The organism is Sphingomonas quercus (assembly GCF_018863195.1).
Classification (GTDB): Bacteria; Pseudomonadota; Alphaproteobacteria; order Sphingomonadales; family Sphingomonadaceae; genus Solisphingomonas; species Solisphingomonas quercus.
The window spans coordinates 245,765-262,654 of the sequence record NZ_JAHKRT010000003.1; the positions used below are offsets into that span (position 1 = coordinate 245,765).

The following is a 16,890-nucleotide window of genomic DNA, read 5'->3' on the forward strand; positions in this document are numbered from 1 at the left end:
CAACATGTCGACGACGATCCTTTGGCGATGTCGCTGGGCAAAAAGGGGTGTGAGGATGTTGATCGACAGTCACGAAGCCGGGCGGAAACCGGCGCTCGGCCGGCGGGGTTACGCAGGCGTGGCGTTCGCCGCGGCGATGGCGCTGCCGACGGCCGCGCACGCGGTCGACCAGCCGATCCGGGGCTATATCGCCTCGTCCGTCACTGCCGGCGCGACGGCGATCTATGCGCTGGAGGATTCGAACGGCGCGAGCGGGTTCGGCGCCCAGCCGCGCGGCGTGTCGGGGTCCAGCGAGACGCCGATCGGCAACTATCCCCACCAGGGCGCGGCGAATGGCGCCGCGAATGTCACGACGGCTCATAATGGCTCGGTCGGCGCGTCCGCGCAGGCGACGGGCTATGGCGGCGGCTCCGGCGCCTCCAGCCACCTCGTCTACGACATCCGCGTCATCGGCGAGGATCGGCCCGAGGGCGTGCCCTACACCATCTCCGCCTTCGGCTATGCCGACAGCACCGGCCAGTTCGATCAGGACTACGGCTTCGGCCACGCGAGGCGACGTTCGAGATCGGCGGCCTGCCGAAGCCGGGCGGCGGCTTCGAGGTGATCAAGGTGCAGGCGTGGTCCGGCTTCCAGGGTGCTCAGGGCTATGTGCCGATCAACTTCAGCCAGACGGTCATGCTGCCGACCAATCGCGACATCACGATCAGCCTGAACGTGCTGGCCACTGCCGGCGCCGGCACCAACAGCCAGTGCGACCTTCCCGGCGTGAACTGTGCGACGAGCACCACCGCCTTCCTCGATCCCTATTTCGTGATCGATCCGGCGTTCGCGGCGGATTATGTGCTGGCCGCGCCGTTCCTGCTGGAAGCGCCCGACACGCCGCCGCCGGGCTCGGCCGTGCCTGAGCCGGCGACCTGGGCGATGATGATCGCGGGTTTTGGCCTCACCGGCGCTGCAATGCGTCGCCGGCAGACCGCACTCACCGCTTGAGGTGGGGAAGGCCCCAACGCGGGGCCTCCCCTCGCGCCTCGGACGGAACGGCTAAACCGGCCGATGTGGATGAGCAGGTCGTCGGGCCGTTGCAGCGAATTCGTACATGCCTCGTGGCTTATGCACCGGTTTGTATCCGGCACATCACTTGAGAGACATAATCGCCTCAAGGAAAAAGCTGCGCCGCGACCAACGCCTCAAAAGCTACCATTGTCAGCGATAATTCATCGTACGATGCGCTGGCAGCTCGAAATCAGGAGCGCTCATGTTCACGAAGATTGGCCTGTCAGCCATGTTGCTCGTTGCTACCCCCGTCTCGGCGCAACTCGCTCCCGGCGTTCATATGCCAGCTGAGATCGGGGCGGCCTATGGCCGATTGGGAAAAGCCATGATGGCCCACGATGCTCCCGGCGTGCGGGGGGTTTGGGCCGAGGACTTCGTCGTGAATTCGCCAGACAATATTGTGCTGCGCCGCGAGGAGGTGATCGCGGTGATGGAGAGCGACTTCCTCGACTATAAGGACTTTCACAAGCACATCACCTTCGTCGGCGAGAAGCCCGAGGTCACAATTGTCATGGGCTATGACACAATGGTCCCGATCAAGGGGCCCGGCGCTGGCAAGCAGGTGATGCGGCCCTTCACCGATGTCTGGGCCAGACGGAGTGCAGGCTGGCAGCTGATCGCACGCCAGGCCACTATCGCCGACGCGCGATAAGCGACTGAGCCACCGCCATGGGCGATGCAAATTCAGGCCGCGGCCGCCGGGAACCTTCCGATGCAGACGGGCGCGGCTCTCCCGGAGTAGCCTATTCCCCGTGTTGAAGGGACGCTGACGGCAGCCTGCGCCTCTGCTAGGCTGATTATGACGCTGGTCAGGGAGCATGGGCATGTCGCTTCGCATCAATTCCGTGGCGCCGAATTTCACGGCCGAAACCACCGAGGGCAGGATCGATTTCCACGAATGGATCGGCGACGGCTATGCGATCCTCTTCTCCCACCCGAAGGATTTCACGCCGGTCTGCACGACCGAACTCGGCTATATGGCCAAGCTCAAGCCCGAATTCGATGCCCGCAACACGAAGATCATCGGCCTCAGCGTCGATCCGGTCGACAATCATGCCCGCTGGGCCGACGACATCGCCGAGACGCAGGGCACCGCCCCCAATTTCCCGATGATCGGCGACACCGATCTCGCCGTCTCCAAGCTCTACAACATGCTGCCGGAGGAGATTGAAGGCGGCTCGGACGGCCGCACCGCGGCCGACAACGCCACGGTCCGCACCGTGTTCGTCATCGGCCCGGACAAGCGCATCAAGCTGATGCTCAGCTATCCGATGACCACCGGACGCAATTTTGACGAGATCCTGCGCGTGCTGGATTCGATCCAGCTCACCGCCAGGCATCGCGTCGCCACCCCGGTCAACTGGCGGGACGGCGACAAGGTGATCATCGCCGGCTCCGTCTCCGACGATGAGGCGAAGACGCTTTATCCGAACGGGTGGGAGGCGCCGCGCCCCTATCTGCGCCTCGTCCCCCAGCCCGAATAAGGCGATGCTTTTCGAAGCCTTCGCCGCGGGTGGCTGCCGCTCCTACATATTGGGATGCGAAGCATCGCGCGCGGCGGTGCTGATCGATCCTGAACTCAGCCTCGCCGATCATTATCGCGGCCATCTGCTCCAGAACGCGCTGACGCTGCGCTACATCGTCGACACCCACACCCACGCCGATCATTTCTCGGCCAGCCGGCAGCTGGGCGCGACGCTCGGCGTGCCGGTGGTGATGCACCGGCAGGCGGCAGCGCCCTATGCCGATCTCCGCCTCGACGACGGCGACATGCTGATCGCCGGCGCGCTCAAGCTGACGGCCATGCACACGCCGGGCCACACCGGCGATTCCATGTGCCTGGTGATGGCCGATCGGGTGTTCACCGGCGACACGCTGCTGATCGGCGGCACCGGACGCACCGACCTGCCCTCGGGCGACCCTCACGCGCTCTACGAGAGCCTGTTCCAAAAGCTGCTCCGCCTGCCCGGCGACACGCGCGTCTATCCGGCGCATGATTATAAGGACCGCGAGCATTCCACCATCGCCGACGAGATCGCCGCCAATCCCCGCCTTCAGAAGACGGAGCGCGCCGAGTTTGTGGCGATGATGCGCGATCTCGATCTCGCCGCCCCCACCCACCTCACCGAGGCGCTGCGCACCAATATGAGCGGCGGCAAGACGGTGGCCCAGCTCCTCGCCGAGGCGGCCGCCCGCGTTCCATTCATGGCCATGGAGGAGCTGGATGCGCGGCTCGGCGCCAATAGCGGCGGCGATCTGGTCGTCCTCGATCTGCGTGAGAAGGAGGCGTTTGCCGCCGGCCACATCTCCGGCGCCCGCCACCTTCCGCGCGGCCAGCTCGAATTGCGCGTCAACAGCGAGCTACCCGATCCCACGGTCCGCATCGTCACCTGCTGCGAGTTCGGTAAGATCTCCACGCTCGCCGCCGCTACGCTGCGTGAGCTTGGCTATCTGCGTGCCACAGCGCTCGACGGCGGCATCGCCGCCTGGCGCACGGCGGGCTATTCGCTGGAGGCAGAGGCGCCGGCCGTTCCACGTCCCTCGTCATCCTGACCGCGCCGGAGCGGCCGGATCGCATACCGCGTTCGCGAGACGAACGGTCGCCTTCCATCTCCGTAGCGGTCATTCGCGTCAGGCTCAGTGAAAGAGCGGCCCTCGGCCGGGAAGGACCATGAGCGACCACATATCAGCAGCGTTTGGGCTGCTCGCTTCGTCTGCAACTGGGCGCGAGCAGCCGCCCCGGCCGATTCCGATGCCAGGTGACCGGTCCGGGATGGGAAGCGGTCAGCCCGCCTTCGGGCCTCCTGGGCCGAGAACTGGACGTCTTGTTGCTGATCGGAAGCGCAGCGCTTTATCCACTCGCCGTTAAATCAAGGGATCACGCCGTTGCGCCGGAATGTCGTCTCCACGATCCGGGAGAGGTCGCGCGCCCTGGCGAGGTCAGCCTCGCCCTCGGCGTTCCTTCCCTTGCCGATCAGGGCGAGGCCGCGGCCGTAATGCATGGCAGCCTCCGTTTCATAGCGGGCGGGCATTTTCTTCAGCCCCTCGTTATAGGCGGCGATCGCCTCGTCAAATCGCCTCATCCGCAACAACACGAAGCCAAGACTGTCCTGCGTCGCCTCCGAAGCCTGCAAGGCCAGGGAGGCCCGGCAATCCGCCAGCGCCTGATCCAGCGCGAAATTCGCGACCGCTGCTTCATAGCAAAGACTATTCAACATGCTGGCGCCCTTGTCCTTTTCGCCGCGTACCTCCGCGAAAAGCTTGGTGGCGCCCTGCTTGTCACCGCTGCGTGCGAGCACGCGGGCGATCGTGATTTGGGTCCAGGGGCGTTCCATGGGCGGGGAAAGGTCCCTCAGCTTCTTGTATAAATCCAGCGCGCCCGGATAATCTCCTGCATTCTCGCGCAAGGCGGCGAGGCGTGACAACGCGGCCGGCGCGTCGGGCTTGATCGCGAGCGCCGTCTCGACATCGGCAACAGCCTTGTCACGTTGGTCCGCCGGCCAGATCGCGGACCGCGCCGTCCAGATAGACGGATCATCCGGAGTTTTCGCGACCAGCCCGTCATAGAGGCGCGCGGCATCCGCCGTCCGCCCGCCATTGCTGAACATTTCGGCGGCAAGCCTGATCGCCCTGGGATCATCGGGATAGGCGGCGAGCAGCGCATCGCCCTCGGCCGCCGCCTTCTCCCGGCCATCGCGGTGGAGCCTGGCGAGATATCGGGCAGAATAGGCCTGAACAAATTGGGTGGGATCCAGTTTGAGGGCCTGATCATAATCGCCAAGCGCGCCGTCGATATCGCCCGTGCGGAATTTCGCCGCCCCGCGCGAACCGACGAGCCATGCATCGCCGGGAGTCGCCGCGATCGCCTTGTCAAGAATCGGTAACGCCGCGGCGTAATCGTTCATCCCGATCAACACGCCGGCCGCGATCCTCAATCCCGCCCGGTCATCCGGCTTGTCGGCGAGGATTTTGTCGCTCTTTTCCTTGGCCGCGGCGAACTCGCCTCTCGCCAGAAAGACCTGCGCCTGCCCGGCAAGGGCCGGCACATTATTCGTGTCCAGCTTCAGCGCCTGCGTATAGGCGTCGAGCGCATCCTGCCAGCGCTTCTGCCGTCCGAACGATTCTCCTCGCAGCACGTAACCGGCGGCATCTTTCGGTGTCTCCGCCTGGAAGGCCGCTTCGTCGCCATCGGTGGGGCGATAGGCTTGCGGGGGGCGAAGATAGATCGTGACATCCGCCATCGCGCGCAGCGCCTTTTCCGCCTCGGCGGCTTCGGCGGCGGGGAATTCGGGGACAAGGCTGCGCGTTTCCGCCGTCATGTGGATCACGCCGTCCCGCATCGTCATCCGGCGCAGGAAATGTCGTCCGGCGACGGTGCGATCCTCGTCGCCTGCCAGCTTGCCCGTAAAATCCCGCCCCCCGCGCGGCAGGATGACCTCCTCCTCGTCGCGGGTGAAGGATGGATAGTTTACCGCGAATGGCGCGTCCTTATAGGGCCCATCGGCGCGGGTGAAATCGGCGCGCCAGCCGAACGTGGCTCCGTTCACTTCATGGCCCGGCAAGCTCCTGCTGACCCACCAGTCCATCCGGTCGGTGCCGTCCATCACCATGGTCTCTTCGCCCGTCGCCTTGTCATAGCTGGCGGAGACCCTGGCTGGCGTGATGCTGTCGTACCGACCTCGAAAATAGTCGCGCAGCGCCTGATCGCGCGCGGCAGGCGTGAGATTGGCGAGACTGATCGAGGTGCCGAAGGCGAGGTCCCCCGTCATCACCACCTCGACATGCGCCTTTGCCGGCGCATAGAGTCCGGCCGAGGCGTCCAGCTTCACGATGGAGCGCGTATCCGGCACGTCCGCGGGCGGCGGCATCAGCCGCTCCAGCGTTGCGCCCCTGGCCCTGAGCGGCAGCACCCAGCCGAACGCCGGCACGCGCAGCCGCGCCAGCGACGTGTCGCCCATGCGCGTGCCGTCCAGCCAATAGGCCTTGCCGGCGATGGTCGCGCGAACGAGCACGTGGTTGAAGGCGCCGACCCCCGGCAGCCGCTCGTCCATGCCGTCGCCGAGGATCACATTGGCGGCCACCGGCTCGGCCTGGATGCCGAGGCCGTCGAGCAGCGCCAGCAGCAGCGCCGTCTTGGCCTTGCAATCGCCATAGCGGCGCTGCCAGGTCGCGTCCGCGCTCGCCGGCACGAGATTGCCGTCGTTGAGGCTGATGGCGACATAGCGCACCTGATCCTGCGCCAGCTCCAGCGCCGCCTCGGCCTGCTTCACGGGATCGTTGGAAGCGGCGCGGATGCGCGCGACCTCGGCCTTGAGCGGGGAGGCAGCGTCAAGCGTCCGTGCCTTGGTGAAGAGCGGGGCGAACAGGGCCGCCACCTCTTCCCAGGAGCGAAAATCGCTGAACGACAGTAGGCGACCGAGTTGGAAACGCGCCGGTGCGCCCGCCGGCGACACGAGGGGCTGCACATCGGCGACATCCAGCGTCAGCCGTTGCCCGACCACCTTGGGCGTGGCGGGCAGGTCGGTCGGGCGCCAGCGCATCGGCTGGCCTTTGTCCCACTGGGCGGAAAGGTGGAAGGCACGGATGGGCACCCCCGCCCCGCCGATCAGCATGCGCTCCCCATGGCCGGCGAGCACCGGATCGCGCCGCTCCAGCGTATAGGCTATGTCGATCGTGTCGCCGACCTCCAGCGCCTCCGGCTGCATCGTCGCGGTCAGCACCCCATCGAGCGCCGCCAGTTCGAGGTTGTTCTCGCGGCGCAGGATCGTGAAATCCTCGGGCTTGACCGCCAGCTCGCGTGTCTGGCCCTGGTGGATCACGCGGATATGATGGACCGTGAGCACATCGCTGTCCGGACGCCAGACGAGACTGAGGGCGTTGGATGCCGCCAGCCCTTGCGGCGTCTGGATACGCGAGACGCTATGCACATAGATCGCGGTGCCACCGGCCCTGAAATTGAGCTGCTGGTCGAGCAGCAATATGCGAATTGCCGCATCGTCACCGGGCACACCGGCAGGTGTGGCAATGGCTTGCACCCAGTCAGGAGCCGGCGCGAGCAACAACTTGTCCGCGGCGGACGCACTGGCTGGCGATACAAGCACGGCCACCAGTCCGAACAGTGGTCCGGCCAAACGCATCGACATTGCCCCTTCCTTCGCGTCCACGTCGCGATGATCCCCCGGGCTCTAAGACCGATCAAAGCCATGCGTTCAAGAGATAGATCGACGGTTTCGGGGCTATCTACAAAGTATGCGCTTTTTCTGGTCGCCTTGGATGCCCGTGCTCGGTTCGGGGTGGGAAGCGGACATTCACGCGGCGGCGGATCGCAGCAACGCCCAAAGCGACGAGGGCGCCCAGGTGGATGAGCAGGGTGAAGACAAACAGGCCAAAAGCGACGAGCAACGTATCGCCCTGGATACTGTCACCGTCCGGCACGCCAGCAGCAGGGAACGGGGACCGATCCCCCTGGGCGGACAAGGGTGAGGGCTCCGGGAATGACAGGAGATAATTTACGATCCAGCGCACTTCGAAACCGATGGGTACGGCAATCAGAACCGTTGGTAGAATGAGAGTGTCAGCTATCGGCCTATAGCTGATATTTGCTCCGCCTGGCTGGAACCGCGGCTATCCGCCCAGCAGCGGACGTTCCCCGCTGTTACAGGTGTCTCGTCAGGCTCCGTCGCACTTAGTCCTTGCGGAGGAGGAACAGGCGCGCCTTGTCAGTCCGTGGATCGTCGTGAAGGCGCCACGAGAAGCCCGCCTTCTCGAACAGAGACATCAGGTAAGGTTGCGTAAAACCCAACTCCATCCAACCTCGAAGCCGCATCACGGCAACGTTCTGCCAGTCCAGTCTAATGCCCCAGTCGTAGGGAAGTAGGGCCTGGCCCTTCGGGACGATCGGTTCCCCTGCCAATATCAGACGACCTCCCGCCTTCAGCATGCCATGAAGGCGCGGTATCAGATCTCGGAAGTTGAACGCATGGTGAAAGCTCTCGTAGAAGAGGATAAGATCATAGGCGCAGTCATGACCTGCGGGATTGAACCCAAAAAGTCCCTTATAAGCATGGAGATCGACGTCATACTGACCCGCCGATGCTTCTACAGCCTGGCAAAAGCCCTGATCAACATCAACAGTATCGACTTTCGCACCTAGTCGGGCGAATGCGAGTGCATTGCGGCCGAAGCCGGCACCGTATTCCAGGACTCTGTCACCCTCCCGAATGCCGCTGTGGAGCAAGATGTTCCCCATAGCCAGCACGTGTGGCGCAGCTTCGTCGGCTCGCCCGGTGGAATAGAAGCTTGGTCGTCGGAGGAAATCCATGGTTAGAACCTCCGGCGACTCCTCGCACGTAACTGGATCGTAACTGCTCCGCAGCGTGATCTCGCTCCAGAGGCGCAGCTGTTGCCTAGCATAATCAGCGGTCTCGACATCCAGAGAAGGGTCGAACCACTCCGGCAACTCCAATACGCTGTTTCCAAACTCGCCATGTCGAGCAGGCTGGAGAAACACCTCAACAGCCTTATCGAGATCGGCAATGCTTAGTCGCCTAACAGCTTCCTCCTCCGCCGGAGCGATTTGGCCATCAGCGGGGGCCTGAACGTTGGCTCGGAGGATGTGCGACCTGAGACCTCCTCCGACGCGTCTCCATAGGGCAGTTCGCGTAACAGGCACCGATCGCTCCAGCGCATCTTCGTGGGAAGCCTAGATGCCCGAGCCATCAGCCGAGGTGAAGCGAGATATGTGCCTGACAGGGGGACAAGCGTTGCGCATCTCGAGCCGAGACTGCCTGAAAGCGGCACGTCCGCATTTCGTCGATGATAGACGTCCAGCCGTTAAGCGTTATCGTTCCTCGCCGCTTTGGCTGCTCGGTCCGCCAGGCCCGTCGAGAGCGCCCCGGACGCGCTTTCCGTCGAACGACTGAAATGGAGCGCCGGGCTGCCTGCTGCGTAGGTCACATCAGCTTCGTGTGGAAGCTGGCAACTAACCCTTCACAGTACAGAGCGCCCCTTGCCTTTGCCACCATTTCGGACCCTTTCGTCAGGCTTTGCAACCTCGGCGGGTTGACCGGGCGCCTGTCGGCAGGCGAGCCTTCTCTGCTCGAAATGGGGAGTCGATTATGCGCATCATGCTTTCGATCAGCGCCTTGTTGGCGACCGTCGCGGCGGCTCCGGCCTTTGCGGCTTGTTCCGTTTCATCGGATGTCGGCGCGGCCGTCAAGGAGGTGGGCGCATCCACCACCGAGGGCGCGCAGATCGTCGTCTCGATGAGCATGATGCCGAAGCTGTTGCGCATCGACTATAAGAGCGCTGCAAAGAGGCCCGAATGCGATCTGGGCCCATTGGCCGCAGGCGATGCCCGATATGAACTCTGGGGTGAGGACAAGCCTTCTCGCGAACGCAGGGCCATTCCCAAGGCAAAGGGCGCGCCGATCGCGCTCGTCATTCCCGTCACCGATATCATCAAGGCCATCGAGGCATCCCGCGCCGGAAAGCCCGGCACGGTGGAAGGCTATCTGCTCGCGACCATCACCGCGTCCGATCTCACCGGCTGGCGCTTCTATACCGGCATGCCCAGTCCGGAGACGCTGCGACACGACATGGCAGAGGTGTTGGCGGGAGGCGCCAGCCCGATCTTCCGCAACGGCACTGACGGGAACACATCGTTGTTCGTTCATAAGGGCTGACCGCGATGCCGTCGTTCCTCTCTCCTCGCGGTCGCGGCCGCGGAAATGGTCTCGTTGACCAGCTCAACGGCGATGGCCCGTTTCCGACCTTCCAGCAGCGCGTATGCCAGGCCAGCCGGCGATTCCATCCGACCCGGGTTACCCCGTCCCACCGTACCGACATGCGGCTCATCGGCACGGCCTTGGGCATTGCGGCGTGGCGGGGCGACCGCACCGGGAGCACCACTGTCACCGATACCTGCCAACGGGCAACAGCAATCTCAACCCGCCTACAGTTACGACAATTCGACCGGATCGTCGCGGCGACGAACGCCAATGGCCTCTACAATATGTCCACCGGGCGCCGCCATCGGGCGCCCTGACCCTATCGGACCGGTCGCGGTCGCGATCACCAAGGGCCGCCAATTAAGTACGCTAAGGGGCGGGCGCGATACTACAGTGTCATTCTGGCCCGTTGCGATCTTATCTCGGCAGCCATAGACCGCCCCGACGACGGCGTGTGTCCCGACGGCATGGAGAGAGCAATGCAGGTGTCCGAAGAAATAATTCGCGATGTTTATCGCGGTCTCCTCGGCCGGGAGCCTGAAAATGAGGACGTCGTCCGCATGCATGCGGCGAGCGGCCGCACGCTAGCTGAGACCCTGGCCTCCGCGCTTCAGTCAGAGGAGTTTCGAAGCCGTTTCCGCGCTCCTGGCGATCCGGCGCGGATCGGGCGCCACCTCGAAGCTCGAGAAAACCGCGTCGAGGTGGACTGCACGCCGGATCAGGAGCAGGCTATGTTCGAGAGGATCGCTCGCCATTGGCAGTCATTCGGCGAGACTGAACCATATTGGTCGGTTCTCACAAATCCCCTGTTTTTCAAGGACACGCTTCCCGAACACATCGACGGATTCTTCGAGCACGGGCGATCGGATGTAGAGAGAAGCCTGAATTATCTGCGCCGTGCGGATCTGGCTTGCGAGCATGTCGAGCGAGCGCTTGATTTCGGTTGCGGTGTGGGCCGCCTTACCGTGGCCCTGGCCCGCTATGCAAATACTGTCGTCGGGGTCGACATATCGCCAGGTCATCTTCGTGAAGCCGAGAAGTCCGCCGCCCGCTTCGGAATCGACAATGCCCAATTTCGACTGATTTCGAACGTCGCCGATCTCGATACGATTGGCAATTTCGATCTCATCGTCAGCAGGATCGTGCTCCAGCACAATCCACCCCCCGTGATGGCTGCTCTCTATCGTAAGCTGTTGGGCTGCTTGCGGCCCCGCGGCATGGCCGTAGTCCAGATGCCGACTTACATTGCCGGCCAGTCGTTCGCGGTGGCGCCCTATCTGTCGGGTCCTGAGGAGCCAATGGAGATGAACGCGCTGCCGCAGCACGAGATATTTAGCATCATCGAAGCATCCGGGTGCAGGGTCATCGAGGTGCGGGAATGTTCTCATCTCGGCGACGTGGACGGGATTTCGCACACCTTTGCGGTGCAACGGCGGGCTTAGCCCTGCCCGTGCACTAATGCCGGCGGGTTGGACGGACAGACAGCGGGAGGGATGATCGCGCACCCCGAGCGACGATTCGAGAATTGTACAGCGCATGCATGAGGACCAGGAAAGCGGAGGACCGCCCGGCGAGGCTGACAGGGGGTTCTATGGCCGATGGGCACCTGCGCGCCCCCTCCAGATTACACGTCGAGCCAGTAGACACGCTGCGGGCCGCGGGGGCGTCTAGCTGTACTCCCCGGCGCCGCAGAGACGAGGCCGGACGAAACTCGTCCGCAACCGTTGGGACCGAAAGCACCGACGTGCTGACGGAAGCTGCCATCGATCGAATCGAGGTGAAACGGCCGTAAAGATCCTTCGAGCCGCCGAGGAACAGGGTGAACGAATACCAGGTCTCAGGACTCACGGCGCAGCCGCTGAATGACTGGCTTGGGCCGCGAGGCCGGCCGGCCAGCTTATACCTCGAACTGTCTAGCCGCTTTCGGCCCCGGAAGCCGACCGGCGGCTTCCGGGCAGCGCAGCATAAAAACCCACCCTTGGTTCGCTCCGTTACCGAAGCGCGGCGATCACGACCTCGGCGAGGGGCGCTGACGACTGCGGATTCTGACCGGTCAGCAGATTGCCGTCCTTGACGACATGGGCGCGCCAGTTCGGACCTTGCTCGAACATACCACCACGTTCACGCAGCGCGTCGGCCAACAGCCACGGCGCGTTCTCCGCCGTCCCGAACTCGATCTCCTCCTCGTTGCTGAGCGCGGTCATCTTGCGGCCCGCAAAAGGCCAGCGGCCATTCTCATCCCGGGCCGCCAGAAATGCTGCCGGGCCATGGCAAACTGCGGCGATGATCTTGGAGTCCCGGGAGGACTCGACCAAGATACGGCCCATATCGGGGTCTTTGTACAGATCCTCCACCGGGCCGTGCCCGCCGGGGACGACGATCGCATCATATTCGGCGGTCCTGATATCGGCGAGCACGAGAGGCTTTTCGATCCGCGCGGCATTCTCGTCGAGATAGGCGCGCATGCGGTCTGCCACGACATCGCCTACGATGCCCGGATCAAGGCTGCGCTTGTCCATCGTCGGCACGATGCCCCCGGGGCTCGCCAGGTCGACCTTGAAGCCGGCTCTCACAAAGGCTTCGTCGAGATCGACGAATTCCTGGGCCCAGACGCCCGATTCATAGATGGAGCCATCGGCGCGGGTCCATTTGTCCGCGGCCGAGAGAATGATCAGGATATTCGTCATCGACAGTCTCCTTCCGTCATGGTGGATAATGGATTGGTGGGCATGGACAGTCAGATGTTCTGGCCGCCCGACACTTCGATCCGCTGGGCAGTGATCCAGCGATTGTCGGGACCGAGCAGGCTGGCAATGGCCGGCCCGATATCGTCGGGCACGCCCACCCGCCCGAGCGCGATCATGTTGGCGAGAGCCTCGTTATATTCGGGCGTGTCTCGCACCGCGCCGCCGAGAAAATCGGTCTCGATGGCGCCCGGCGCGATCGTATTGGCGGTGATGCCCCGGCTGCCCAGTTCCTTCGCCATGTAGAGCGTGAGAATCTCGATCGCGCCCTTGGCCGCGGAATAGGCCGAGAAACCCGGATAGGACACGCGAGTGAGGCCCGACGAGAAGTTCACGATGCGGCCGCCATCGGCGAGTAGCGGCAGCAACGCCTGGGTGAGGAAGAACACGCCCTTCACATGGACCTTGAAGAGCTGATCGAATTGGGCCTCGCTGGTCTCCGCGAAGCTCGCCATCTCGCCGTGACCGGCATTGTTGACGAGATGATCGAAGCGCTCCCGGCCCCAGGACCGGAGCGTGGTGCGAACCTGGTCGACAAAGGGCGGCAGCGCGGCGATGTCGCCGACATCGAGCCGGAGCGCGGCAGCCCTGCGGCCGAGGGACTCGATCTCGGCGACGACGGCCTGCGCCTGGCTCGCCTCGTTGCGGTAGGTGAAGATTACGTCGCCGCCGCGGCGAGCGATGCTGATCGCGGTGTTACGGCCGAGGCCGCGGCTGCCGCCGGTGACAATGGAAATCGTGGTCATGGATGGATCCTTTCACCTGGGTGAGCGCAATGGGCCGCCACAGGTCGGCCGCCCGGTCTTGCGCGTCGATTGTCGGCAATGCCCCTTCGGCATACCCGCCTGCGGGAGCTCTTAAGTGCCTCCAATAAATGCCTCAGGGAGCAGCGCAGCGGAAAGACTTTGTAGCTTTGTCCGTCATACCTGCTAGGCATGGCGCGTGGAGCTGCGCCATCTTCGTTACTTCGTCGCGGTTGCCGAGGAGGGCAGCTTGACGGTTGCTGCCGAAAAGCGCTTGCACACCGCCCAGCCCTCGTTGAGTCGGCAGCTTCGTGACCTGGAAATGGAGGTGGGCGCCCCCTTGCTCGTCCGCACCTCTCGCGGGGTGACGCTGACCGCGGCCGGCCAAGCCTTTCTCGATCACGCGCGACTGGCTCTGGGCCAGGCGGCCGAAGCGATCGCCGCGGCCCGGCGCGCCGCCCGGCCGGCCAAGGCCAGCTTCTCGGTCGGCTTCCTGACCGGACAGGAAGTGGAGTGGCTCCCCCATGTCACGCAGATCCTCCGGGATCAGCTCAAGGAGATCGATTTTCGCGTTTCAAGCGACTTCTCGCCTGCCATTGCCGAGGCCGTGCAGCGCGGCGAGATCGACCTTGGCTTCTCACGCATCGAGCCGCAGGCCGACGTCAGCTACGAAGTGATCGCGTCCGAGCCGATCCTGGCGATCCTTCCGTCGGACCACCCCCTGGCCGCCGGAGCCGAGATCGACCCGACGGACCTCGGAGGCTTTCCCTTCATCGGCTATACCGATACACCGCATGTGCTGCGCGGCATCGTCGAACGCTACCTGCGCGAGCGGCGCATCTCCGTCTCGTCCAGCCATTTTCTCGACAGCTTCGCCACCGGTATCTCGCTGGTGGCGTCGACCGGCGGGCTGACGCTTTTGCCGGCCTATGTCGAAAAGCTCCTGCCTCGTTCGGTCGTCAGCAGGCCACTCGCCGGGCCTTCTCCGGTCATCGAGATCGCGGTGGGGTATCGGGCGGACAATCCGTCACCGGTATTGCATGATTTTCTGAAGAACATCGACTGGCTCGTCGCTGCTCATTGTGCCGCCTGATCTTCGTTCTGACTGCGACGGGAGGCCGAGCTGTCCAATTCCCCGGACGGAGAAGCCCACGTCGATGCCCAGATAACGCACGGTGTCTCGATTCCGGCAGGCCGAGCAGGACCTGCACCGCGCGCGGGCCGGCTCGTCGCCCGCGTGAGGGGCCGGAGCAAGGTCGGGACTACACCCTTCGCTGTTTCATCTCACCTTCAGATCAGAGTCCAGATCGCCACCCCGGGTTCCGCGAAAGTCAGCCGGCGCGCCATTCGCTCAGGGTGGTGCCGCTTTCATCCTCATAGGTCACCCGATCGAGCTTTACGGCGATGATGCAGACCGGCCGCTGGTCCGGCCCGGTGGCGCGGCACTCGATCGCCTGGCCGCTCGGGAAGGCGGCAATCCGACCTTCGAGCAGCATCCGAAAGCCGTCTTGCGGCGGCATCAGCGGTGCATCACCCTTGGCGCGGATGGTATATTCATAAGCGCGACCGTTGCGGCGGGCGAGCCGGGAGCTGCCGACTTCGAACACAGCGGCCAGCCCGACCGTCTGGGGCGATGCTGGTGGAGCGTCCGTCTGCAGGGGATCTGCCCGCACCGCCGGGCAGGTTTCGGAGGCGAGCCACGGTCGTGGGATCCAGAACCCCTCGACCGCTTCCCATTTGTCCAAAGCCCCCGCTCCGGCCAGCATCGCCGACCCGAGCCAGTCGCCCGGCGTCATGCGCAACTGGATCGATCCGTGGTCCGGCCCCCAGGTCCATGCGGCGAGGCCCTCGGCCTGTCCCCCCGCATCGACGGCCTGAGACGGCCCGTTGCATCCGAAGGGAAGCCTGACCGCGAAATTGCGCGCGACCAGTGGGTCGGCCGTCGAGCGTGGCTTGCCTTCCGCATAGGCGGACGCCGCCTGGCCCGCCGCGCTGATCAGATCGCCGCGTGTCAGCGGCGGCGGCGGCACCGGCAGGGCCGGCGCCCTCGGCACGTCCTGCGGCAAGGCAGCCTCGGTCTGGATATTGGCGGCGGGAGGTTCCGCCGGCTCCCGGCCACAGCTCATCAGGGCGAGAGCGGCCAGGGGCGCCGCTGCCGCGCCCATTGCAACAAGCTGGCCAGATGAGAGCTTTTGTCGGCGCCGGGACATTGCCGACCGATAGCACCGGGGACGCCAATATGGGAGCGTTGGCCGCGTCCCGCTTGACGAAGGCGCCCCGGAAAGCTCTGCCAGTGGCATGAGCTTCAACCAACTTGCGGCGCTCATCGTCCTTGTCGCGGTGGTCGGCGTGCTGATCCATGGCCGGATCCGGGCGGAGATCGCCGCCTTGACGGCGGCCGCATCGCTGATGGTGCTGGGTGTCGTCCGCCCGTCCGAGGTGCAGGGGGCGTTCGCCAGCCCGGCGATCATCGCGCTCGCCTGCCTCTTCGTCATCGCCTATGCGATCGAGCTGTCGGGCCTGCTCGGCCTGCTTATCCGGCAGGCGACGAAACTGTGCGGGCGTCTCGGCAGCGCCGGCTTGTGGCTGGTGCTGGTCCTGTGCGGCGGCGCATCGGCGTTCCTCAACAACACGCCCATCGTCGTGCTGGCCGCGCCAGTGGTGAAGGATGTCGCGACATCGCTGCGTCTGTCGCCGAAACGCTTCCTCATCCCGCTCAGCTACATCACCATCATGGGCGGGACATGCACGCTGATCGGCACGTCCACGAACCTGCTCGTCAACGACATGGCCAGGAATGCGGGCCAGCCGGTGTTCGGCGTCTTCGAGATCACGCCCGTCGGGCTGATCGTTGCCGCAACCGGCGGCATCTATCTGTTCCTGATCGGCGGCCGCCTGCTGACCCACAGCGACAGGAGTGCGCGGCCCGCGCCTTACGAACCGGACGTCCAGACCGGAGACGGAATGCTGGGCGACATCGGGCTGTTCGCCGTGGACAAGCCCTTGAACCCAAGGAAGGCGATGCTGTCGCTGGGCGTCTTCCTTGCCGTCGTCCTTGCCGCGGCGGTCGGAATTACCTCCATCGCCGCGGCCGCCTTTGGCGGTGCGGTGCTGCTCATCCTGCTCAAGGTGATCAGCCCGGAGGAGGCCTATGCCGGGTTGCGCCCTGAGGTGCTGCTGCTGATCGCCGGCATGGTGGTGGTCGGATTGGCCATCGAGCTGACCGGGCTGGCTGCAGCGGGGACGGCGCTGCTGATCGACTTCATCCGCCCGTTCGGCCCCCTCGCCGCCCTCGCCATCCTCTATGGCGTGACGCTGTTCGCCACGGAATTCCTGTCCAACGCCGCCGTGGCGGTGCTTGTCACGCCGGTGGCCGTCGCGCTTGCCGAAAGCCTGGGGGTGGCGCCGCGGCCCTTCCTGATCGCGGTGATGATGGCGGCCAGCGCCGCCTTTGCCACCCCGTTCGGATACCAGACCAACGTGCTCGTTTTCCAGCTTGGCGAGTATAGGTACATGGATTTCGTCAGGGTCGGCGTGCCGCTCAATGTCATCACCTGGGTGGCGGGGGTGGTTGCCATCCCCATCTTCTTTCCGTTCTGAACTTGTTGCTGGTGGGGCCCC

14 protein-coding genes and 1 pseudogene are annotated in these 16,890 nt (G+C 64.6%); 10 read left to right on the top strand and 5 right to left on the bottom strand.

Translation table 11 applies throughout. The features are described 5' to 3' along the window. Nucleotides 1-55 precede the first annotated feature (55 nt). The 5 genes and pseudogenes from KOF26_RS06980 (at nt 56) to KOF26_RS07000 (ending at nt 3,606) form a co-directional block, all read left to right on the top strand. Nucleotides 56-604, top strand: coding sequence for a hypothetical protein (locus KOF26_RS06980; RefSeq protein ID WP_216322323.1), 549 nt, complete (start codon nt 56-58; stop codon nt 602-604). Between the two features lie 287 nt (nt 605-891). After that, nucleotides 892-990, top strand: a pseudogene (locus KOF26_RS06985) (PEPxxWA-CTERM sorting domain-containing protein); the annotation flags it as partial. 265 nt (nt 991-1,255) lie between these two features. Beyond that, entirely contained in the window at nt 1,256-1,705 is a 450-nt protein-coding gene (locus KOF26_RS06990) for a nuclear transport factor 2 family protein (RefSeq protein ID WP_216322326.1), read from the top strand. Nucleotides 1,706-1,877: 172 nt separating this feature from the next. Beyond that, nucleotides 1,878-2,537, top strand: a complete 660-nt coding sequence (locus KOF26_RS06995; protein WP_216322329.1) for a peroxiredoxin — start codon at nt 1,878-1,880, stop codon at nt 2,535-2,537. Between the two features lie 4 nt (nt 2,538-2,541). Further along, entirely contained in the window at nt 2,542-3,606 is a 1,065-nt protein-coding gene (locus KOF26_RS07000; protein ID WP_216322334.1) for an MBL fold metallo-hydrolase, read from the top strand. 317 nt (nt 3,607-3,923) lie between these two features. Here the strand turns inward: KOF26_RS07000 and KOF26_RS07005 are convergent, their stop codons facing one another. Continuing rightward, nucleotides 3,924-7,196: a DUF3857 domain-containing protein gene (locus KOF26_RS07005; protein ID WP_216322337.1), complete on the bottom strand. Its 3,273-nt coding sequence runs from the start codon at nt 7,194-7,196 to the stop codon at nt 3,924-3,926. Between the two features lie 106 nt (nt 7,197-7,302). On the opposite strand from KOF26_RS07005, the gene KOF26_RS07010 reads away from it, so the two are divergent. Beyond that, entirely contained in the window at nt 7,303-7,536 is a 234-nt protein-coding gene (locus KOF26_RS07010) for a hypothetical protein (protein WP_216322341.1), read from the top strand. Between the two features lie 202 nt (nt 7,537-7,738). Here KOF26_RS07010 and KOF26_RS07015 read toward each other — a convergent pair whose 3' ends face one another. Then, nucleotides 7,739-8,563 carry a class I SAM-dependent methyltransferase gene (locus tag KOF26_RS07015; protein WP_216322345.1) on the bottom strand — a complete coding sequence of 275 codons (825 nt, stop codon included), beginning with the start codon at nt 8,561-8,563 and terminating at the stop codon, nt 7,739-7,741. A gap of 607 nt (nt 8,564-9,170) precedes the next feature. On the opposite strand from KOF26_RS07015, the gene KOF26_RS07020 reads away from it, so the two are divergent. Then, entirely contained in the window at nt 9,171-9,737 is a 567-nt protein-coding gene (locus KOF26_RS07020) for a hypothetical protein (RefSeq protein WP_216322347.1), read from the top strand. A 524-nt stretch (nt 9,738-10,261) separates the two neighbouring features. After that, a complete protein-coding gene (locus KOF26_RS07025) occupies nt 10,262-11,224 on the top strand; it encodes a class I SAM-dependent methyltransferase (protein ID WP_216322350.1) in 963 nt (320 codons plus the stop codon). Between the two features lie 549 nt (nt 11,225-11,773). Here the strand turns inward: KOF26_RS07025 and KOF26_RS07030 are convergent. Both KOF26_RS07030 and KOF26_RS07035 read right to left on the bottom strand, forming a co-directional pair. Then, a complete protein-coding gene (locus KOF26_RS07030; protein ID WP_216322351.1) occupies nt 11,774-12,469 on the bottom strand; it encodes a type 1 glutamine amidotransferase domain-containing protein in 696 nt (231 codons plus the stop codon). A gap of 50 nt (nt 12,470-12,519) precedes the next feature. After that, nucleotides 12,520-13,272, bottom strand: coding sequence for an SDR family NAD(P)-dependent oxidoreductase (locus tag KOF26_RS07035; protein WP_216322354.1), 753 nt, complete (start codon nt 13,270-13,272; stop codon nt 12,520-12,522). Between the two features lie 196 nt (nt 13,273-13,468). On the opposite strand from KOF26_RS07035, the gene KOF26_RS07040 reads away from it, so the two are divergent. Then, entirely contained in the window at nt 13,469-14,362 is an 894-nt protein-coding gene (locus KOF26_RS07040) for a LysR substrate-binding domain-containing protein (RefSeq protein WP_216322357.1), read from the top strand. A gap of 238 nt (nt 14,363-14,600) precedes the next feature. Here KOF26_RS07040 and KOF26_RS07045 read toward each other — a convergent pair whose 3' ends face one another. Next, nucleotides 14,601-15,335, bottom strand: coding sequence for a hypothetical protein (locus KOF26_RS07045; RefSeq protein ID WP_216322360.1), 735 nt, complete (start codon nt 15,333-15,335; stop codon nt 14,601-14,603). Nucleotides 15,336-15,567: 232 nt separating this feature from the next. Here KOF26_RS07045 and KOF26_RS07050 point away from each other — a divergent pair, with 232 nt between their 5' ends. Then, nucleotides 15,568-16,869 carry an SLC13 family permease gene (locus KOF26_RS07050; RefSeq protein ID WP_216322364.1) on the top strand — a complete coding sequence of 434 codons (1,302 nt, stop codon included), beginning with the start codon at nt 15,568-15,570 and terminating at the stop codon, nt 16,867-16,869. Nucleotides 16,870-16,890: the final 21 nt, after the last annotated feature.